Origin of the sequence: Dactylosporangium sp. NBC_01737, from assembly GCF_035963215.1 — a bacterium.
Taxonomy (GTDB): Bacteria; Actinomycetota; Actinomycetes; order Mycobacteriales; family Micromonosporaceae; genus Dactylosporangium.
This window is the reverse complement of sequence record NZ_CP109153.1, coordinates 7,675,843-7,689,117: the sequence shown is the minus strand read 5'-3', so window position 1 is coordinate 7,689,117 and position 13,275 is coordinate 7,675,843. Positions and strand designations below refer to the sequence as shown.

The 13,275-nt window shown below is 73.9% G+C and carries 20 protein-coding genes and 1 pseudogene; 11 read left to right on the top strand and 10 right to left on the bottom strand.

The genetic code is table 11. The features are described 5' to 3' along the window. Window positions 1–9: 9 nt before the first annotated feature. Window positions 10–873 (bottom strand): helix-turn-helix transcriptional regulator, encoded by an 864-nt coding sequence (locus OHA72_RS35080; RefSeq protein WP_327000339.1) that lies wholly within the window; start codon window positions 871–873, stop codon window positions 10–12. Window positions 874–973: 100 nt separating this feature from the next. Between OHA72_RS35080 and OHA72_RS35075 the strand changes: the two genes are divergently transcribed. After that, entirely contained in the window at window positions 974–1,855 is an 882-nt protein-coding gene (locus tag OHA72_RS35075; protein WP_327000338.1) for an oxidoreductase, read from the top strand. On the opposite strand, the gene OHA72_RS35070 is transcribed toward OHA72_RS35075, so the two are convergent. Then, on the bottom strand, window positions 1,846–2,787 hold the full coding sequence (locus OHA72_RS35070; protein WP_327000337.1) for a DUF2332 family protein: 942 nt from the start codon (window positions 2,785–2,787) through the stop codon (window positions 1,846–1,848). The genes OHA72_RS35075 and OHA72_RS35070 overlap by 10 nt on opposite strands. A gap of 19 nt (window positions 2,788–2,806) precedes the next feature. After that, complete coding sequence (locus tag OHA72_RS35065) at window positions 2,807–2,995, bottom strand: type 2 periplasmic-binding domain-containing protein (protein WP_327011726.1); 189 nt, start codon at window positions 2,993–2,995, stop codon at window positions 2,807–2,809. Window positions 2,996–3,148: 153 nt separating this feature from the next. On the opposite strand from OHA72_RS35065, the gene OHA72_RS35060 reads away from it, so the two are divergent. After that, window positions 3,149–3,814 carry an aldo/keto reductase gene (locus OHA72_RS35060; protein ID WP_327000336.1) on the top strand — a complete coding sequence of 222 codons (666 nt, stop codon included), beginning with the start codon at window positions 3,149–3,151 and terminating at the stop codon, window positions 3,812–3,814. Here the strand turns inward: OHA72_RS35060 and OHA72_RS65020 are convergent. From OHA72_RS65020 to OHA72_RS35055, 3 genes and pseudogenes are all read right to left on the bottom strand, one after another. Further along, complete coding sequence (locus OHA72_RS65020; protein WP_442788369.1) at window positions 3,751–3,996, bottom strand: DUF7003 family protein; 246 nt, start codon at window positions 3,994–3,996, stop codon at window positions 3,751–3,753. The genes OHA72_RS35060 and OHA72_RS65020 overlap by 64 nt on opposite strands. Further along, a pseudogene (locus tag OHA72_RS65015) lies at window positions 3,973–4,124 on the bottom strand (DUF7003 family protein); the annotation flags it as partial. The gene OHA72_RS65020 and the pseudogene OHA72_RS65015, both read right to left, overlap by 24 nt. Next, complete coding sequence (locus OHA72_RS35055) at window positions 4,121–5,449, bottom strand: hypothetical protein (protein ID WP_327000335.1); 1,329 nt, start codon at window positions 5,447–5,449, stop codon at window positions 4,121–4,123. The pseudogene OHA72_RS65015 and the gene OHA72_RS35055, both read right to left, overlap by 4 nt. Before the next feature lie 1,006 nt (window positions 5,450–6,455). Between OHA72_RS35055 and OHA72_RS35050 the strand changes: the two genes are divergently transcribed. The 4 genes from OHA72_RS35050 to OHA72_RS35035 all read left to right on the top strand — a co-directional run bounded on the left by OHA72_RS35050 (window position 6,456) and on the right by OHA72_RS35035 (window position 8,982). After that, a complete protein-coding gene (locus OHA72_RS35050) occupies window positions 6,456–7,055 on the top strand; it encodes an Hsp70 family protein (RefSeq protein ID WP_327000334.1) in 600 nt (199 codons plus the stop codon). 126 nt (window positions 7,056–7,181) lie between these two features. Then, window positions 7,182–7,553 carry a hypothetical protein gene (locus OHA72_RS35045; RefSeq protein ID WP_327000333.1) on the top strand — a complete coding sequence of 124 codons (372 nt, stop codon included), beginning with the start codon at window positions 7,182–7,184 and terminating at the stop codon, window positions 7,551–7,553. A 217-nt stretch (window positions 7,554–7,770) separates the two neighbouring features. Then, complete coding sequence (locus OHA72_RS35040; RefSeq protein ID WP_327000332.1) at window positions 7,771–8,472, top strand: hypothetical protein; 702 nt, start codon at window positions 7,771–7,773, stop codon at window positions 8,470–8,472. 69 nt (window positions 8,473–8,541) lie between these two features. Then, window positions 8,542–8,982 carry a hypothetical protein gene (locus tag OHA72_RS35035; RefSeq protein WP_327000331.1) on the top strand — a complete coding sequence of 147 codons (441 nt, stop codon included), beginning with the start codon at window positions 8,542–8,544 and terminating at the stop codon, window positions 8,980–8,982. Here OHA72_RS35035 and OHA72_RS35030 read toward each other — a convergent pair. Then, window positions 8,961–9,194 carry a hypothetical protein gene (locus OHA72_RS35030; RefSeq protein WP_327000330.1) on the bottom strand — a complete coding sequence of 78 codons (234 nt, stop codon included), beginning with the start codon at window positions 9,192–9,194 and terminating at the stop codon, window positions 8,961–8,963. The two genes, OHA72_RS35035 and OHA72_RS35030, sit on opposite strands and share 22 nt — an antisense overlap. Here OHA72_RS35030 and OHA72_RS65010 point away from each other — a divergent pair. The 3 genes from OHA72_RS65010 to OHA72_RS35020 are packed head-to-tail and all read left to right on the top strand — an operon-like array spanning window position 9,150 to window position 10,035. Continuing rightward, the gene (locus OHA72_RS65010) at window positions 9,150–9,416 is read left to right on the top strand and encodes a hypothetical protein (protein ID WP_442788368.1); all 267 of its coding nucleotides are present in this window, start codon (window positions 9,150–9,152) and stop codon (window positions 9,414–9,416) included. The two genes, OHA72_RS35030 and OHA72_RS65010, sit on opposite strands and share 45 nt — an antisense overlap. Window positions 9,417–9,421: 5 nt before the next feature. Then, window positions 9,422–9,580: a hypothetical protein gene (locus tag OHA72_RS65005; RefSeq protein ID WP_442788367.1), complete on the top strand. Its 159-nt coding sequence runs from the start codon at window positions 9,422–9,424 to the stop codon at window positions 9,578–9,580. An 8-nt stretch (window positions 9,581–9,588) separates the two neighbouring features. Beyond that, complete coding sequence (locus OHA72_RS35020) at window positions 9,589–10,035, top strand: DUF4259 domain-containing protein (protein WP_327000328.1); 447 nt, start codon at window positions 9,589–9,591, stop codon at window positions 10,033–10,035. A gap of 14 nt (window positions 10,036–10,049) precedes the next feature. Here OHA72_RS35020 and OHA72_RS35015 read toward each other — a convergent pair whose 3' ends face one another. Beyond that, window positions 10,050–10,655 carry a class I SAM-dependent methyltransferase gene (locus OHA72_RS35015; RefSeq protein WP_327000327.1) on the bottom strand — a complete coding sequence of 202 codons (606 nt, stop codon included), beginning with the start codon at window positions 10,653–10,655 and terminating at the stop codon, window positions 10,050–10,052. Between the two features lie 42 nt (window positions 10,656–10,697). On the opposite strand from OHA72_RS35015, the gene OHA72_RS35010 reads away from it, so the two are divergent. Together OHA72_RS35010 and OHA72_RS35005 are read left to right on the top strand one after the other, a co-directional pair. Further along, window positions 10,698–11,216 carry a GNAT family N-acetyltransferase gene (locus OHA72_RS35010; protein WP_327000326.1) on the top strand — a complete coding sequence of 173 codons (519 nt, stop codon included), beginning with the start codon at window positions 10,698–10,700 and terminating at the stop codon, window positions 11,214–11,216. Between the two features lie 60 nt (window positions 11,217–11,276). After that, window positions 11,277–11,660, top strand: a complete 384-nt coding sequence (locus OHA72_RS35005; protein ID WP_327000325.1) for a hypothetical protein — start codon at window positions 11,277–11,279, stop codon at window positions 11,658–11,660. A gap of 1 nt (window position 11,661) precedes the next feature. Here the strand turns inward: OHA72_RS35005 and OHA72_RS35000 are convergent, their stop codons facing one another. Then, window positions 11,662–12,585 (bottom strand): hypothetical protein, encoded by a 924-nt coding sequence (locus tag OHA72_RS35000; protein WP_327000324.1) that lies wholly within the window; start codon window positions 12,583–12,585, stop codon window positions 11,662–11,664. A 25-nt stretch (window positions 12,586–12,610) separates the two neighbouring features. Next, window positions 12,611–13,258, bottom strand: coding sequence for a hypothetical protein (locus OHA72_RS34995; protein WP_327000323.1), 648 nt, complete (start codon window positions 13,256–13,258; stop codon window positions 12,611–12,613). Window positions 13,259–13,275: the final 17 nt, after the last annotated feature.

The following is a 13,275-nucleotide window of genomic DNA, read 5'->3' as shown; positions in this document are numbered from 1 at the left end:
AACCCCGGATCAGGTCCGGACGCGGGTGGCGTGCAGGGACGCCAGCAGCTGGAGGCGGTCGGCGTCCGCGGTTCCCGGTTCGGCGGTGAAGACCAGCATGACCGGGCCGGGGTTGCCGGGCAGGGGGTACGTGTCCCAGTCCAGGACGATGTCGCCGACCTCCGGGACGCGGAAGGTCTTGGAGCCGCTGACCGACTCCCGCACGTCGTGGCGGGCCCACAGGCGCCGGAACTCGGGGCTGCGGATGCTCAGTTCGCCGACGATCGCGGTGGCGCGCGGGTGGGTGGGGTCGGTGGCGACCGCGGCGCGCATCATGCCGATGTACTCCAGGGCCTGGCGCTCCCAGTCGGGGCAGCGGCGCTCGTCCGTCATGGTGTCGTCGAACATCAGCAGGAGCATGTTGAGCCGGTCGGGCTGGTAGGTGCCCGGGTCGCCGAGCAGCGCCTCGGCCATGCGGTTCCAGGCGAGCACGTCCAGGTGCCGGCCGAGGACGACCGCGGGGGTGTCCATGACGTGCAGCAGCCGGCGGGTGCTGTGCGGCACCTGCTCCGGGTCGCGGCGCACCTGGGCGGGCATCGGGCGGCGGGCGGCGCGGGCGAGGGTGAACAGGTGCCGGCGCTCTTCGTCGTCGAGGTCGAGCGCGGCGGCGAGGGCGTCCAGGACGCCGTCGGACGGGTGCACCTCGCGGCCCTGCTCCATGCGCTGGTAGTAGTCGGTGCTGAGGCCGGCCAGCAGGGCCAGCTCCTCGCGTCGCAGGCCCGCCACCCTGCGCCGGCCGCCGGGCTCCAGGCCCATGTCCTGCGGGCGGAGGCGGTTGCGGCGGGCGCGCAGGAAGTCGCCGAGCTCGCGGGCGTACGGGTGGGTGCCGGCCATGCCGCAAGTATGCCGCCGCCCGCGACGGCGACGGTGGGTCTGCCGGTCCTAGGCAAGCGGGTGCGACGGGGTCGCGGCGCGGCGGGCCTAGCGTCGCCGCATGACCACGAGCATCCCTGACCAGCGCGGCCGGGTGGCCGTCGTGACCGGCGCCAACTCGGGCCTCGGCCTGATCACCGCCACCGAGCTGGCCCGCGCCGGCGCGCACGTCGTCCTCGCCGTGCGCAACACCGCGGCCGGCGAGGCGGCCGCCCGGGCGATCGGCGGTGACGTCGAGGTCCGCGAGCTGGACCTGGCGTCGCTCGCCTCGGTGCGGGCCTTCGCCGCCAAGCTGGCCGCCGACCACCCGACCGTCGACCTGCTGATCAACAATGCCGGCGTGGTGCTGCTCGGGCAGCGGCGTACCACCGCCGACGGGTTCGAACTGCACCTCGGCACCAACTTCCTGGGGCATTTCGCCCTGACCGGGCTGCTGCTGGACAATCTCGCGGCGAGGGTGGTGAACCTCAGCTCCGTCACCCACAAGAACGCCCACGTGAACTTCGACGACCTGATGTCCGAGGGCGGCTACAGGGCCTCCCGTGCGTACGGCGTGTCCAAGCTCGCCACCACCGTCTTCGGCCTGGAACTGGACCGCCGGCTGCGGGCGGCCGGCTCGCCCGTCGTCAGCGTGCTCGCCCACCCCGGCCTCACGCGCACGAACCTGACGCCGCGCGCCTGGGAGGACCGCGGCCGCTTCGGGCGGGTCCTGGCGGGTGCGGGCCTGCTGGTCACCCAGTCGGTCGAGCGCGGCGCCCAGCCGCAGCTGCACGCCGCGACCGCGCCGGCCCTGCGCGGCGGGCAGTTCTTCGGGCCGTCGGGCTTCCTGGAGCTGCGCGGCCGGATCGCCGAGGTCCGGCCCAGCAAGGAGGCCGCCGACCCGGCCGTCGGCCGCCGCCTGTGGCTGGCCGCCGAACACCTCACCGGCGTCAGCTACCTCTGAGCGAACCAGGTCATCGCCTCGCCGTGGCCGCGGGTCCAGGCCAGCGGCGTGCCGTCCAGCGCCAGGACGTTGTGCAGCGCCCCGTCCGGTGGCGGTGGCAGCCCCTCGTGCGGCACGACGTCCGGCGCCTCGACGGAGATCCAGTGGCCGGGCAGCCCGCGTACCAGGTCGACGAACAGGGCGCGTCGCGCGTCCGGTACCTGGTACAGCACGGAGGTGTGGAACACGACCAGCGTCGCGCCGGGCGGGGCGAGCGCCGCCAGGGCCGGCAGGTCGTCGACGAGGTCACCGCGGTGCAGCACCGGCGGGTCCGCGGCGGCGATCGCGGCCGCGGCGCGCAGGCGGTCCCGGCGGTGCCGGTGCTCCGGCCAGATCAGCGCGTCCAGCCAGGCGAGGTCGGCCGGGTCGGTCACGGCGAGGGGGTGCAGGTCCAGGCCGGCCCGCCACGCCACCTCCGGCAGGCGCACCGGTGGCGCCGTCCCGGTGAGCGCGCAGTCGAGCACGGGTCCGCCGGCTGCGAGTTCGGCGTCGCCGTACCGGTACGTGTAGCGGTCGGGGTACAGGCCCAGTCCCGCGGAGGCGCCGACCTCCAGCAACGCCAGGGGTTGCGGCAACGTGACCAGCACCGGCAGCAGCAGCGCGCACCGCCCGGCCTCGTTGGTCTGGGTGGCCCGGGCCAGCAGTTCCGCTGCGACGGCGGGCCAGTTCGCCACCGTGAAGCGGTGGAACGCGGCCGGATCGCCGACCGGGCCGCCGAGCAGGCGCACCACGGCGAACAACAGGTTGGGCTGGCGTTTCGGTTTCGGCAGTGTACGCAGCAGCGTCAGGATCTCCTCGTCGCCGGCGACGGCGGCCGACAGCCGCTCGTAGGTCGGAGACACACCCCGGGCCTCACGGCCGGCGAAGTCCGCGTACGTCGATGCGGTGCTCACCGCCCGATCGTCGCACGGGTCATCCGGTACCGGCGGCCAGCAGCTCGACGAGCAGGGCGAGGTGGGGTGCCTCGACCCCGCGGCGGGTGGTGACCGCGGCGACGTGACGGACCGGCCGGTACGGCCCGACCTCCACGACCGCCTGCTCCGGGGAGTCCTCCAACGCGACGCGCGGGATCAGTGACACGCCGACGCCGGCCCGCACCAGTGCCTGGGCGAAGAAGTAGTCGGTGGTGCTGGCCGCGATGTCCAGCTCAATACCGATCCTGGCCGATGGACACCGGCCGGGCCGCGGCGCACGGCTTCCAGTTCGGCGCGGTGGCGGACTGGCTGCCCGACGTGATCGACGAGGTGGGCTGAGATGCGCACACGGCAGGTGGGCCGGTGGCAGGTCGGCGCCGTCGGACTCGGCGCGATGCCGCTGCCCGTCGAGGGCCGCCCCGACGAGGCACGGGCGGTGGCGACCCTGCGCGCAGCCGTCGACGCGGGGGTGACGCTGATCGACACCGCCGACTCGTACCACTGGCACGCCGGCGAGGCGGGCCACAACGAACGGCTGATCGCGAAGGCCCTCACCGGCGTCGACGGTGTCCTCGTCGCGACCAAGGGCGGTCGGGGCCGCCCCGGCGACGGCACCTGGACCGTGGACGCCCACCCCGACCACCTGATCCGCGCCTGCGAGGCGTCGCTGCGCCGGCTCGGCACGGACCGGATCGCCCTGTACCAACTGCACAAACCGGATCCCGCGGTGCCGTGGGCCGACTCGGTCGGCGCGCTGCGCATGACCCCGCCAAGGACCCGATCCGGCGGGCGCATCAGGCCGCAGCCGCCTACTGGCGATGGCGGGTCGCGGCCTGCCCGCAGGACCCGGTCGCGGACCTGCACGACCGGGAAGAAGCCCGCCACCACCTCATCGCACTCCTCGACACCCGGACACCCAGCACCCACTGACCGGCGCAGCCCTCAAAACGTGCCGGACTCGGGCCAGTGGGACCAGTGGGTGGTGGGTGCCAGCGTCGGCCGGTAGCGCGCCGGATCTCCGGTTGCCAGCACGTCCGCGATGAGCCGATAGGTCTCCGTCTCGCTCGGCAGCGTGTCGCCGAGGACCGGTTGGTGCCACTCCTCAGGCAGTTGCCGAAGACGTGCAGCACGTCGGTGACGGCCTGGCTGCGCGGGCTGGGGACGACCAGCTCCACCACCAGCGCCCACCGCGCGGCGTCGCTGTAGGCGTGGAGCCGGGTGTCGATCGGGTGGTGGTAGCCGTTCTCGAGGTCGACGAAGACCGCCTCGTCGGCGGTCGCGTCCAACTGCTCCAGGATGGGCCGCCGTGGTGTCATGGCTGACCGCCGAGGCCCGCCAGCCCGTGTGCGGCGTACCCGTTGCCGGCGTCCGCCAGGAGGCGCAGGTCGTCGACGCGGCCCTCGGCGACGAACAGGTGGACCAGGGTCCTCGCGGCGTCCGTGTCGCCGGCGTCGGCCAGGGCGCGGACCTCGTCGACGCGGCCGTCCCTGATGAGTTCCCCGACCAGCCGATACGCGGCGCGCGTGTCGCCCAGGTCGGCCAGGGCGCGCAGGCCGTCGACCCCGCCGTGCCTGGCGAACGTACCGGCCAAGCCGTGGGCCGCGTCGTGGTTGACGAGTTCGGGCCGGGCACGCAGGTAGGACAGCGCCTCGCCGGTCAGGCCCTGCCCGGCCAGCAGGTGAACGACCGCGACGGCGGCGGGCAGGTGGCCGCTGTCGGCCAGGGCTCGCAGATCCTCGACGCGGGCGTGCCGGGCGAGCAGCTTGGAGATGTGGCGGGCGGCGGCGTCGTCTCCGGCGTCCGCCCACTGCCGCAGGATCGCCAGCGCCTCGTCGAGCCTGCCGTGGTCGACGAGCGCGGCGACCAGGAGACGGGCCGCGCCGGGGTGACCGGCGTCGGTGCGGGCGCGCAGCTCCTCCAGGTTGCCTTCCCGCACGAGCAGGCGGTCCAGTTCGCCGCGGGCCCCGAGGTCACCGGCGGCGTCGCGGGCACGCAGCTCGCCGATGCGGTCCTGGGCGACCAGCAGCTCGCCGAGGCGGCCACCGGCGTAGATGTCGCCGTCGTCGGCGGCGCGGCGGTACAGCGCTTCGGCGTACCGGTACCGCCGCCACCGGTGTGCCTCACCGGCGAGCCGCTGGCTGTCGTAGGGGTGATGGTGCTCGACGATCGCCTGCCATGCGGTGTCGGGCAGGGGCGTGTCGCGGCGTGCGCGGCCGGCCTGCTGGTGCAGGTAGTCGGCGACGAGGTACCCGGTGACCGTCCCCATCGGGCCGGTGGGGCGCAGGGCCGAGGTCGCACCGTGCAGCGGCGTGGTCGCGTACGCCAGCGCCCGGTCGAGCCAGTCGCGCGGCGCGGTGGCCCGCTCGGTGGCGGTGAGGTAGCCGGGGACGGCGGCGGCCAGCAGCGCGCGGGGCAGCGGGGTGCTCATCCCGGCGCGCCGAGCGTCGAGCGCCGCGGTGATCAGGGCCCTGGCGTACGGGTCGGGCGCGTGCGTCCACCAGCGCTCCAGGTACGGGCCGGCGGCGAGCACCTGCGTGAACCCGGCGTCCGGCGTGTCCAGCGCGACCCGGATCCGCGCGTCGCCGGCGAGGGCCTCGGCGCGGGCACGCTCACCGGCGGAGAAGGCCGCGGGGACCGGCACGACGTGCGCCAGGCCGAGCAGCTGCCGGTCCGGGCCCCACCGGGCACCGTCGCGGCGACGCGGCCGGTGTACTCGTCGTCCCACAGCGTGCCGACCAGCACCAGCCCGGCCTGGATGAGCCTGCGGGCCAGGGCCGCGGTCATCGGGTACCGCTGCAGCTCGTCCAGCCACACCACGGTGCGTCCCTGCACGAGCGTGTCCAGGCCGGTGACGTCATGAGGGTCGGGGTGGACCAGCCACCACTCGGGCAGCCGCGCGCGGACCGCCTCGAACAGCGCCCTGGTCTTGCCCACCGACGACGCGCCGACCAGCAGCACGAACCCACCGTTTCCGGCGGCTGCCACGACGGCCGCGTGCAGTGCGTCGTCCAGGTCCCGGGGTACGTATGCCGGCAGGTCCGTGCCGTCGGGCCCGACGCGGATCGCCTGGTGCACACCGAGCAGGTGCGGGCGTGCCTCCCGGACGCGCACCGCACCGGCCGGGCGGCGCAGGTGCGCGGTCACCACCCGCTCCAGCGCCGCCAGCCACGGCACCTGCGCGGGCCCGTCCAGCCCGCACGCGGCGAGGAACGTGACCACGGTCCGCGGACCCGGTACCGACGGACCGTGCAGCAGATCACTGATCGTGCTGCGCGGCAGATCCGCCCGCCCCGCCCGGTCCTGCGACGCCTTGCGCAGCTGCGTGTACGACCGGATGCCCCGCAACGCCTCGAACCCGGCCTTCAGCTCCGCGAGGGTCTCGATCCGCACCGGGTCGGGACGCTGCGACGACGCCGTGCCGGACACCATCGGACCACCGTACGTGACGGCGGCGCACGGACTCGGCCGGCGACGCACCTTCCACGACGCATTGGTTCTGGCGTTGCACAACCCGGCGACGAACGGGCCACCGACATGATCCGTTCGCACGATCACGGGTGGATCCCGTGGTTCCTAAGCTCCGGGTGTGCCGGACACAGCGCTCGGAATCGACTACGGGACGTCAAGCACCGTGGCCGTCGTGCGGCATGGGGGGCGGCAAGATCCGGCCGTTGCTGTTCGACTCGTCGCCGCTGCTGCCGTCGGCCGTGTTCGTCAACAACACCGGGCGGCTGGTCGTCGGGCGGGATGCGGAGCACTCCGCCCGGCTCGACCCGGCGCGGTACGAGCCGCATCCGAAGCGGCGGATCGACGACCTCGACGTGCTGCTCGGCGAGCGGGCGGTGCCGGTGACCGAGCTGGTCGCGGCGGCGTTGACGCGGGTGCGCGACGAGGCCGTGCGCACGCTGGGCGGCACGCCGGCGACGGTGACCATGACCTGCCCCGTGACCTGGGGTACCGCCCGGCGGCAGGTGCTCGTGGACGCGGCGGCCATGGCCGGTCTGCCGCAGCCGGCGCTGGTGGCCGCCGGCTTCGCCGTGCTGGTGCTGCTCCTGGCCTATCTGGAGGCGGAGGTCGGCAACGGGTACTCGTTCATCGGCGGCACCCTGCTCGCGGCCGGCATGCTCTGGCGCGGCTGGCGCCTGCGCCACCCCGGCCCACGGGGCGCCGACTGGCTGGCGGTGGGTGCCGCGGCGGCCGGTGCCGGGCTGCTCGTCGTGGACACGATCCTTCGCTTCGTGGGGTGATCTGATGGCTGAGGACATTTCGTCGTACTTGGTGGCCTCCGCGGCCGCCGCCGTCGTCGCGACGAGCGCCGTCGCCGTGGGGCGGCCCGGTCCGCCCGGCCCGAGCCCGCGACCGCCGACGCACCGGTGACGGCGCCGAAGCTGGCGGGCGGGCCGGCCGAGATCCGCGGACTGGTCTCGGTCCTGCTCGCCGCGGCCGTCGTCGTGGTCGTGCCGGGCAGCCATTCGGTGGAGTCGGCCGAGTGGCTGTCCGCGCTCGTGCTGGTCCTCGCCGTCGCGCTGCGCGGCTACCGCCTCGCCCGGCCCGGCCCGGCGGTGCTCGACCGCCTCACCGTCGCCCTCGCCCTCGTGCCCGCCTGCGCGTTGTTCGGCGGCGCAAGCGTCGTGGTGGCGTACGACGGCAGTGACGACCTCTCCTGGTGGGGTCCGTGGCTCCTCGGCTACGTCGTCGCCGGGGTGCTCGCCCTGGTCGCCGCCCGGGCCTGGCGGAAGGACTGATCACGCCGACGGGCGGAAGTGCTCCTGGAAGGTGCGGTGGCGATCACCCGGCCCTGCCGGAGCCGGGGCAGCCTGCGCAGGACGCCGGCGATCCGGGTCGGCTGCTGCGCCTCGTCCAGCGCGTCGACCATGCCCACCGGCTGGACCTGACCGCACCCGATCCGACACCCGGCCGCTGATGCTGTCGCACACGCCGGTCGATGCGTACGGTGACCGGGTGCGAACCAGGGGTCTGAAGGTCACGATGCCGTCGAGTGGCAAGACGTGGGCGGCGTTTCTCACTTGGCTGGCCGGCGGGATCGTCCTCGCCGCCGCGGCGGTCCTGCTGTACGTCGGGCCGCAACCGGGCCGGTGGAGCACGGTGGCGATCGGGTTCATCGTCACGGCCGCGACGATGCTGGCCGGGGGTGTCGTCGGGTTCATCTTCGGGGTGCCCCGGGTGCTCGCCGCGGACAGCGCCGCCGCGCCGCGCCGCCAGGCGACCATCACCGGCAACACCAACCTCGAGCAGATCTCCGACTGGCTCACGAAGATCCTCGTCGGGGTGGGACTCACCCAGTTCGGGTCGATCGCGTCGGGTGCCGGGCGGCTCATCGGCAACATCGCCCCCGCGTTCGGCGACGGCCCCGACGCGAACGTCTTCACCGGCGGGCTGGGCATCTTCTCCATCGCGTTCGGGTTCGTCACCGGCTGGCTGTACACGCGGCTGCTGCTGGGCGGCGCCATGGCCCAGGCGGACCGGCGCGCCACCGCCCGCGACCTCATCGAGGCGGCCAAGGACGCCGAACAGGCCGGCGACGGCGCCGCCGCCCGCGACCTGCGCGGACGCGCGATGGATCTGCTGGACGGCGACGGCCGCGACATCACGCAGGACGACGACCCGCCCGCCGTACCGCCGGCGCAGGAGACCCGCACCTGAGCCACGCGACCGGCGGTTCGCGGTGGAAGCATTAGGCTCGGCGGCAGTCGCGTTCGCCGGAGGTGCCGCATGACCGCCCCTGTCCACGGAGCCTCGTTCGAGGATCTGGCCGCGTTCCTGCAGCGGCACGAGCCGGATGGTCATCCGGTCGACGTGGTGCGGGAGTCGATCTGCCGGTCGTGCGACGGGCGGCGGTTCGAGGTGCAGGTCGCGGCGATCACGTCCGCCGTCCGGCGCACCTGCCTGGACTGCGGCCAGCAGGCGTTCATCGCCGACAGCGTCGAGTGGTGGGACGATGCCGAGGTCGCCTGCTGCGCCTGCCTGTGCGGGGAGGAGGCGTTCGCCGCGGCGGCCGGATTCTCGCTGCGGGAGCCGGAGGAGGAGGGCGGCGACCGGGACGTGCGGTGGGTGTCCGTCGGGCTGCGGTGCCTGGCGTGCGGGCTGCTCGGCGTCTACGAGGACTGGAAGGTCACCTGGGGGCCGAGCGGCTATCTGCTCGACCAGGCCTGACCCGGCGGAGCCCGCAGCAGGGACACGGCGCAGCCGGTGAAGCCGGCCGCGGCCACCGCCCACGCCCCGGTGCCCACGGCGGCGCCGACCGGGACGAACGACCCGATCAGCGCCACACCGACCGCCTCGACCGGCTCCACGACCGCGAACGCACCGTCCTCGCCCAGATGGCCGAGGGCCGCTCCAACGCCGGCATCGCCCGCGTCCTGCACCTGGCGGAGAAGACGTGTGCGACGGCATCGGTCACCTCGCCGCGCACTTCAGCGGCGACCGGCTCGACGAGGCCCTCGCCGCGGTGCTCGCCCTCGCCGACGACACGCACCGCGGCGAGGCGCTCGGCACCATCGCGCCGCACCTGGACGCCACCCGGCTCGGCCGGGCCATCGACGCCGCCGCCGGCATCCCGGACCCACAGCTGCGTGTCGCCACCCTGACCGCGATGCTGCCGCACGTACCGCCGGAATCGCAGCCTGCCGCGGCACGGACGGCGCTGCTCGCCACGCCGGCGATCACCCCGGACGAGGACCGGGCCGACGCGCTGCTCCGGCTGGCCGAGGCGCTGCCGGCCGCGCGCACCGTTGCTCGGCCCGGCGCTTAGGATTCGCTGTGGGCTCCTGGGACGTCGAACCGTTCGGCAACGACGACGCCGCGGACTTCGCCTTCGAGCTGGACGACGCGTCGCCGGAGGCCCGCATCGAAGCGATCGGCAGGGCCCTCGACCGTGTCGTGGACGCCACGGACGACGACCCGCACCTCTCGCAGGCCCCACGCGCGGTCGCCGCCGCCGCGCTGGTCGCGGCCCAGTGCCCGGGCGGTGCGCAGGTCACGTCGGCCTACGGCCCCTCCACGCCGATGCCCCCGTTCCCGGCCTACCTGAGGGACCTCGCGATCGACGCCCTCGACCGCATCCTCGCGACACCCACCTGGCTCGCCGAGTACTGGGACGAGGCGTCGCAGGGCCCCGCGTGGCGCCGGACCGTCGCCGACCTGCGCAGGGTGCTCGACCCGCCGCAGGAGGAGGCGCTGTTCGGGTCGGATGTCGCAGACCGGTAGCCCGTCGCGCCGGTTCAGGCGGCCAGGACCGCGGCGATCGCGGCGTACGGCCGGTGCGTGCCGTCGCTGGGCCGGTGCAGGCGCTCGACTTCCGTGAAGCCGGCCCGCGCCAACCGCTCCGAGAACTCCTCGACGGGCCAGCGGTACGCGGTCACGACCTTGTGGTCGAACGCGGCGACCTCGTCGCCCTCGAAGAAGCCGACCACCAGCGCGCCGGCCGGCGTCATCACCCGCCGCAGCTCGCCGAGGGCACCGTCGAGGTCCTGGGGCGGCAGGTGGATCAGCGAGAACCAGGCCAGGACGCCCGCAACGGAGCCGTCCCCGGCGTCGAGGCTCTGCAACGACCCGAGCTGGTACCTGCCGTCCGGGTGCGCCGCCTTCGCATGGGCGATGAACTCGGGCACCACGTCGATCCCCGCCGCGTCGACGCCCAGCGACCTGAGGTAGCCGGTGATGTGACCCGGCCCGCAGCCCACGTCGAGCACGCCGCCGGTCCGGATCGCGAGATGACGCCCGATGAAGGCGAGGTCATCGACGTGGACCTGCTCGCGCGTGCCGAACAGCCCAATGTAGAGCTCCGCCACGGCGGCATACGCATCCCGAACCCGCTCCACATCCACCGCGCGACTATACGAGACCTCGGATCCGTAGAGTCAATTCCCATGGTGGACTGGGTGAAGCTCGAACTGGACGTCGAGGGGTTCGACGACGCGGGCTTCGAGCGGTACCTGCGCCGGGCGCAGTCCTCAGGCACGCGGTTCACGACGATGGCGGACCTCGGCGACGCACCGGAGCACCGCCGGGTGCTCTACGAACTCAACAGGACCTGCTCGGCCGACATCCCGGACCGGGGCCCGTTCTACACGTACGACGAGTACGCCGCCCAGCGCCTGGACGTCGCCACCTACAACCCCGGCGGCGTCATCATCGCCGTCCAGGGCGACGAGTGGATCGGGATGTCCGCCACCTCGCTGCACCCGGATCGAGGGCATGCGTTCTCCGACATGACGGGAGTGCTCGCGCCCCACCGCGGCAAGGGCCTGTCCCTCGCGCTGAAGTTGCTCGCGATCCGCTTCGTCCGGTCATCCGGCTACCGACGCCTTGTCGCCTTCCACCACCCCCAGAACCACGCGGCCATCGCGATGAACCGGCGGCTCGGCTTCGTCGATCAGGCCCGCTGATCCACCGTCGGCGCGCCCGCAGGTACAACTCACACAACGCGGTCCTGAGATCATTGATCGATGAGGCGGTACGAACCGGCACCGGCGGTCAGGTCGTTGGCGCTCTACCGGGGCGCCCACGGCGACCCGACCTTGGACGTCCAGCTTGTCGGCAACGGGGACCTGAGGCTGTTGTCGATCCAACGGGACGGGGTCTGGATGTACAGCGAAATCGACACCATCGGCTGGTGGACCTGGCACACGGTCAGCCACGCCGACCTGCCCCGGCTGGTCGGTGACGGCGGCGACGTCCTCGAGGCCGTGCGGGCGGCCGTGGTGGCGGGCGGCGAGGACGAGACGGACGACGGCAAGCGCGTCAGCGGGATCACCCGCCGCTTCGTGGCCTGGCTCGACGAGCACGGCGTGCCGTGGACCCAGGGCTCATACGACGAACACGAGCCGTAACTCACGACCGGAACCATCCCAGCGGGAGCTCGCTCAGGGCATGTCTCGCAGACGCTGCCAGGACGAGGACGTTCGCCCCCAGCGCGCCGCGTTTGTCCAGGCCGGTCAGGGCCGTGCATACGAAGACGAAACCGAAGAGCGCGTAGATCGGCAGCACCAGAATCCACAGTGGACCGAGCACCTGACCCGGCCGGAGCGGGCCGAACACCACACGCGTCAGCACCGGGGTGACGGCCGCAGCCGCGACCAGGGCGAGCAGCGAGGCTGCCCCCGAGCTCCGCGTGACGAAGTACACCGGCTGCGCCGCGGCGTACGCCAGCACCAGGAAGGCCGGGTAGCCCACGACCACACGGACGATCCCGGGCACGCCCCGCCCTGACGGGGCCGACGCGGGTCCCGGCTGAGCGGGCGTCGGGGCGGTCCGGCCGAGGTTCGGCGGGACCCGGTGGAAGGCGTGCTCCGGCAGGCCGGATCGCAGCTCGGCCTGCCGCCAGCTTCCGGTGCCGCCGCACAGCTCGCACGCGCGTTCGGCAAGGGTCTGCTGCGACGAGGCCGCACCGGTGACGTGGAGCAGCCAACCGGTGCCGTCGCACTCGTAGCACCGGTCCTTCGGCGGCGTGAGCTGCGGGCGGTGGTATGCGGGGATGTGCCCGGACGACGGTGCCCAGTGGTCGACGACGGAGCCGCTGTAGGCGCCGGTCCCGCGCTGTCGCTGAAGGGCTTCCTGTCGCTCGCGGTCGGCGTCGGCCCGCGTGGTGAAGAACAGCTGGAGGTGGTCCTTCACCACGCCTGTCGGGGTGCGCGCGGCCGGTGGCAGCCGTTGCCCGGGACGGAACGGAAACTGCGCGAAGCGCGCCCGCCGCCACGCGTTGACCTGCCGCCGGTGCAGCTTCTCGGCCGGAGCGGCCCGCACGTCGAACACCACCGGTCCTCCATGGTCGCACTGCGCATCACGTCCTCTGGACCTGACGGACAGCGCCGGCGGTGTTGAGGGCGGCGCCCCAGAGCATCAGGACGGTGAGCCATTGCAGCCATGTCAGTGAGCTCATGTGGCCCGACAGGAGGTGGCGGACCGTTGCATACGGAGTGAGCCAGTCCCGCGCGGGCCGCAGCACGTCCACGGCGCTCAGGGCGAGCCACAGCGCCAGTGGCAGGAAGGTGGCCAGGAACGCCAGCGGTGCGGACCGTAACAGCAGTGCCATGCCGGTGCCGACCAGCTGGGCGACCACCTGGACCAGCACGCCACCCAGCACGATGACGGCCACGCCCGCCCACGGGTCCCGCGCCGCGCCCGGTGGTGCGAGCGCGAGGGCGGTGGCACAGGCCGCTGCGCCGAACAGCCCGACGGCGGCGGCCACCAGCACCGCCGCGTGCAGGGTCGGCACGAGTGGGGACGTGCCGCGCAGATCCCGGACCAGCAGGATGCCCAGCAGCGGGACCAGGACCGACATCAGGCTCTGCACGGGGTCGCTCAGCGTCGCGAACGTCCAGTCCTCCACGGCGCCGGCCAGCGCGGCGGCAGTAGCCGCGCCCAGCAGCAGGATGGCCGCGAGCAGCCCGACGCGTCGACGCAGTGCACTGCCCAGCTCGTTACGCATGGTGTCCCCCGTTCGCC

What these genes read in the sequence shown, in the direction of transcription:
- OHA72_RS35080 (WP_327000339.1), bottom strand. Translation starts at nt 873, where the DNA reads ATGGCCGGCACCCACCCGTACGCCCGCGAGCTCGGCGACTTCCTGCGC.
- OHA72_RS35075 (WP_327000338.1), top strand. Translation starts at nt 974, where the DNA reads ATGACCACGAGCATCCCTGACCAGCGCGGCCGGGTGGCCGTCGTGACC.
- OHA72_RS35060 (WP_327000336.1), top strand. Translation starts at nt 3,149, where the DNA reads ATGCGCACACGGCAGGTGGGCCGGTGGCAGGTCGGCGCCGTCGGACTC.
- OHA72_RS35050 (WP_327000334.1), top strand. Translation starts at nt 6,456, where the DNA reads ATGGGGGGCGGCAAGATCCGGCCGTTGCTGTTCGACTCGTCGCCGCTG.
- OHA72_RS35035 (WP_327000331.1), top strand. Translation starts at nt 8,542, where the DNA reads ATGACCGCCCCTGTCCACGGAGCCTCGTTCGAGGATCTGGCCGCGTTC.
- OHA72_RS65010 (WP_442788368.1), top strand. Translation starts at nt 9,150, where the DNA reads ATGGCCGAGGGCCGCTCCAACGCCGGCATCGCCCGCGTCCTGCACCTG.
- OHA72_RS65005 (WP_442788367.1), top strand. Translation starts at nt 9,422, where the DNA reads ATGCTGCCGCACGTACCGCCGGAATCGCAGCCTGCCGCGGCACGGACG.
- OHA72_RS35010 (WP_327000326.1), top strand. Translation starts at nt 10,698, where the DNA reads ATGGTGGACTGGGTGAAGCTCGAACTGGACGTCGAGGGGTTCGACGAC.
- OHA72_RS35005 (WP_327000325.1), top strand. Translation starts at nt 11,277, where the DNA reads ATGAGGCGGTACGAACCGGCACCGGCGGTCAGGTCGTTGGCGCTCTAC.
- OHA72_RS34995 (WP_327000323.1), bottom strand. Translation starts at nt 13,258, where the DNA reads ATGCGTAACGAGCTGGGCAGTGCACTGCGTCGACGCGTCGGGCTGCTC.